6 protein-coding genes are annotated in these 3290 nt (G+C 52.9%); all 6 read left to right on the forward strand.

Going from position 1 to position 3290, the window contains the following annotated elements; all coding sequences use genetic code 11:
* Positions 1 to 67: 67 nt before the first annotated feature.
* The 6 genes from ACUH78_RS18900 (at position 68) to ACUH78_RS18925 (ending at position 3283) form a co-directional block, all read left to right on the forward strand.
* A complete protein-coding gene (locus tag ACUH78_RS18900) occupies positions 68 to 493 on the forward strand; it encodes a hypothetical protein (protein ID WP_075123233.1) in 426 nt (141 codons plus the stop codon).
* 69 nt (positions 494 to 562) lie between these two features.
* Positions 563 to 1381, forward strand: coding sequence for a hypothetical protein (locus ACUH78_RS18905; RefSeq protein ID WP_197731400.1), 819 nt, complete (start codon positions 563 to 565; stop codon positions 1379 to 1381).
* A 3-nt stretch (positions 1382 to 1384) separates the two neighbouring features.
* Positions 1385 to 1978, forward strand: coding sequence for a hypothetical protein (locus ACUH78_RS18910; protein ID WP_176978485.1), 594 nt, complete (start codon positions 1385 to 1387; stop codon positions 1976 to 1978).
* A complete protein-coding gene (locus ACUH78_RS18915) occupies positions 1941 to 2204 on the forward strand; it encodes a hypothetical protein (RefSeq protein WP_197731401.1) in 264 nt (87 codons plus the stop codon). The genes ACUH78_RS18910 and ACUH78_RS18915 overlap by 38 nt, the downstream gene beginning before the upstream one ends.
* A 98-nt stretch (positions 2205 to 2302) precedes the next feature.
* Complete coding sequence (locus ACUH78_RS18920; protein WP_206186202.1) at positions 2303 to 2578, forward strand: HigA family addiction module antitoxin; 276 nt, start codon at positions 2303 to 2305, stop codon at positions 2576 to 2578.
* A gap of 243 nt (positions 2579 to 2821) precedes the next feature.
* A complete protein-coding gene (locus tag ACUH78_RS18925; RefSeq protein ID WP_445334414.1) occupies positions 2822 to 3283 on the forward strand; it encodes an STY4528 family pathogenicity island replication protein in 462 nt (153 codons plus the stop codon).
* Positions 3284 to 3290: the final 7 nt, after the last annotated feature.

Raw genomic sequence — 3290 nt, forward strand, 5'->3', positions numbered from 1 at the left:
GTCAGGTACTTGCCTGAATGCTGAGGGACAAGCGCTGTAGAGATTATCAACCTTAAAAGGACATTTTATGAAACTCGCTAAACTGTTCGGAGCAGCCGCTCTCTTCGCGTCGATGGTCGCAACCGCCCACGCGGCCAATACTACTGTCACCGTTAAGGTGAAAAACTCCACCACCACCGAAGCAGCATACACTTACGAGTACTTCTCAGGTAGCGTCTCGCCGACGCCAGGCTCGATCCTGCCGTCCAATACAACAACTTTCTACCTGACCAGCGTTGCAGATACGGTTTCTGGCATGCGCTTCGTCTACGCTTCCGGCAACAAGAAATGCCGTTTTGCGGCATCGCACCAGGTCAACCCAAGCACCAAAGTACCGAGCTGGACCAAGACCGGCACCAGCATTGGCACCACTCGCGCCACCTGTAATGCCAACATCACTGCGGCCCAAGCTGGGCTTCCGTACAACTATACAGTCGAATTTGAAATCAAGTAATTCGGCATTTCTCTAGGCTCTCTGGCCGGGGATAGCTATGCTGTTATCTCCGGCTTTTGGAGTATTGCTATGAATATCACGATCAAATCCTATCAGGCGAGCATTCCCGCACAAGTGCCTGCCCAGGAAATACCGCGTTCGGACAACACTACAAAGTCCATCGCTGAAAACACCAACTCGAGCACTGCCGCAACCGTCTCAATATCCAGCTCCGCACAAGCCCGCTATATCCAGAGCAGCGCAACCGAGCGCCAAGCTGCCATGTCGCAAGGTGAATTAAAGCAGCTACACTCAAGTACATGGTCTGATATATACAATTTCAGCCAACTTCTCGGCAGCAAAAATTACAATAAAGATGATTTGCTACCACAAACAGATGATCCCGCACGATTGGAACTGGGAAAAAAATCTCTGGAATACGCCATTTCCCTTCATCAATCCCCCCCGGGGAATGCTTCTAACCCTTTTGCTGGAATGGCCCGAAATGATCTGAGTGCCGTGGTCTATGATGACTCCGGAACATACACCATGGCCGAGCGATATGCTGCCTCAGCAGAACTCCGCATGCAGGACGAGGCATATTTCTCCAGCCTGTCAGCCAAACTAACAAATGGTGGCGATAATCGTGATTTTTTCAAAAGCATTCTGGACTACTTCGATGATCTGCCTCCGGTAGAAAAGGCAGCCTACCCGGATGGTTACAGGGACAGCATCGACAGTCTGTATCAAGAACAGCTGGATCAATGGGGACCGCTCGCCCTAATCAAACAAGCAACCGAGGAAGACACCGAGAAACTCTCTGAAAGCATCTTCAAAGAAGGTCAGTCATCGCAGGAAATGCTGCAAGCCGTCCTGGAGAAAGCGATTGGGCTTTCTAAGGCACAATAAACCATGAACATCTCGATCAAATCTTATCAGACGAGCATTCCCGCAAAAGCGCCTGCTCAGGAAGGCTTGCGATCGGAGAACACTACAAAGTCCACTACTGAAAACACCAACTCAAGCACTGCCGCAACCGTTTCAATATCCAGTTCCGCTCAGGCACGCTATATTCAAAGCAGTGCTATCGAGCGACAGACATCCATGTCACAAAGCGAGTTGAAGAGCCTATATGCAAAAGGACAGAAGGATATTTATAATTTCGGACACCTTATTGCAGGCGGGAGCTATAACAAAGACGACTTACTTCCAAAAACAGACGATCCCGCTCGATTGACTTTAGGCCAGAAGTCTCTGGATTGGGCCATCGGGCTATCCCAATCCCCGCCCAAGCATCTTTCCAATCCGTTCGCAGGCATGGCTCGAAATGATTTGAGCGCCATTGTCTATGATGATTCGGGAACTTACACAGAAGCAGAACGATATGCCGCTTATGGGGAACTTAGCAAGCAGGATGAAGCATATTTCTCCAGCCTGTCAGCCAAACTAACAAATGGTGGCGATAACCGTGATTTTTTTCAAAAGCATTCTGGACTACTTCGATGATCTGCCTCCGGTAGAAAAGGCGGCCTACCCGGATGGTCACAGGGACAGCATCGATAGCCTGTACCAAGAACAACTAGACCAATGGGGACCGCTCGCCCTAATCAAACAAGCAACCGAGGAAGACACCGAGAAACTCTCTGAAAGCATCTTCAAAGAAGGTCAGTCATCGCAGGAAATGCTGCAAGCCGTCCTGGAGAAAGCGATTGGACTTTCTAAGGCACAATGATAACCGGATAAGCAAAACAGGCTTTTATCGTCCAACCGAGCAACGTGCGCATCCATAACGCTTGTCCCTCTGCTTGGAAGCCGGAGAACGTTATCCCCATGCACAATCCACCTCACCCAGGCGAAGCACTACGCCTTGACGTACTTCCAGCGCTGGGCATCAACGCCGATGCCCTGGCTACCCACCTGGGATTCAGCCCCCGCCATCTGCGTGCCGTACTGAATGGCCGCTTGCCTGTCCGTGCCGAACTCGCGCACCGACTGGAACTGGCTGGACTGGGCAGCGCTCGCCAGTATCTTGCCGAGCAACAAGCCTGGTCGTTGTGGCAAGCCAGGCAACGGCCTCACCCTCCCATTATCCGACTGTACCCCTGACTTTTGTTATTGGCCTGAATGTGTGAGTCAAGCGGTTGTAACCGCGTGAATGCTGCTTTGCCTGTTCATGCCCGAGTGCATCGGAAAGGCCCCGCCGTCGCGCACCGAACGTCAGCGGCCACAGTCTGACGGCGGTATGAAATAGGGTTGTGCCGCAGAACCTATTGTTGCCTGACATGAAAACAGAACTCCAGTGAGATGCAGGGCATCGGGCGAACCCGCCTGCCATTCTGGAGAACTGACATGACGCACCCTCACAGCAACGCCTCTGCAGGCGAGACCTTACTTGGCACTCCTACCGCCCTGATGCTCGACACCCGCCTGACGCCCCTTGAACGCAATGGCTGGCAGGTGCTTCGGATGCTGCGTGCCGCTGACGGCCTCAGTCCGCTGGCGAATCTTGGACAACTGCGCCGCTACCTCACCTCGATCCCGCTGGGCCAGCGTGCTGGCTACGAGACCGCCTGGCGCGTACTGGTGGTGCTGCGCTTGACCGGCTGGATCAGCCTGATCGGCCAACACCGCGACCCACTGACCGGCCATGTATTGAGTGAGCTGTACCAGGTACACGACCACCCTCTCAGGTTTGCCCAGGCCTGCGAACTTGATGCCAGCCTGCCGGATTTGCTACACGAATCAGAACGCCACGAAAACAATCACCTGAATCCGTGTTCGCTTAGCCGGAAATCCAGCCTAACGCATTGATGTAATT

Source organism: Thauera sp. ZXT1-4, assembly GCF_052598215.2.

What these genes read in the sequence shown, in the direction of transcription:
- ACUH78_RS18900 (WP_075123233.1), top strand. Translation starts at nt 68, where the DNA reads ATGAAACTCGCTAAACTGTTCGGAGCAGCCGCTCTCTTCGCGTCGATG.
- ACUH78_RS18905 (WP_197731400.1), top strand. Translation starts at nt 563, where the DNA reads ATGAATATCACGATCAAATCCTATCAGGCGAGCATTCCCGCACAAGTG.
- ACUH78_RS18910 (WP_176978485.1), top strand. Translation starts at nt 1,385, where the DNA reads ATGAACATCTCGATCAAATCTTATCAGACGAGCATTCCCGCAAAAGCG.
- ACUH78_RS18920 (WP_206186202.1), top strand. Translation starts at nt 2,303, where the DNA reads ATGCACAATCCACCTCACCCAGGCGAAGCACTACGCCTTGACGTACTT.
- ACUH78_RS18925 (WP_445334414.1), top strand. Translation starts at nt 2,822, where the DNA reads ATGACGCACCCTCACAGCAACGCCTCTGCAGGCGAGACCTTACTTGGC.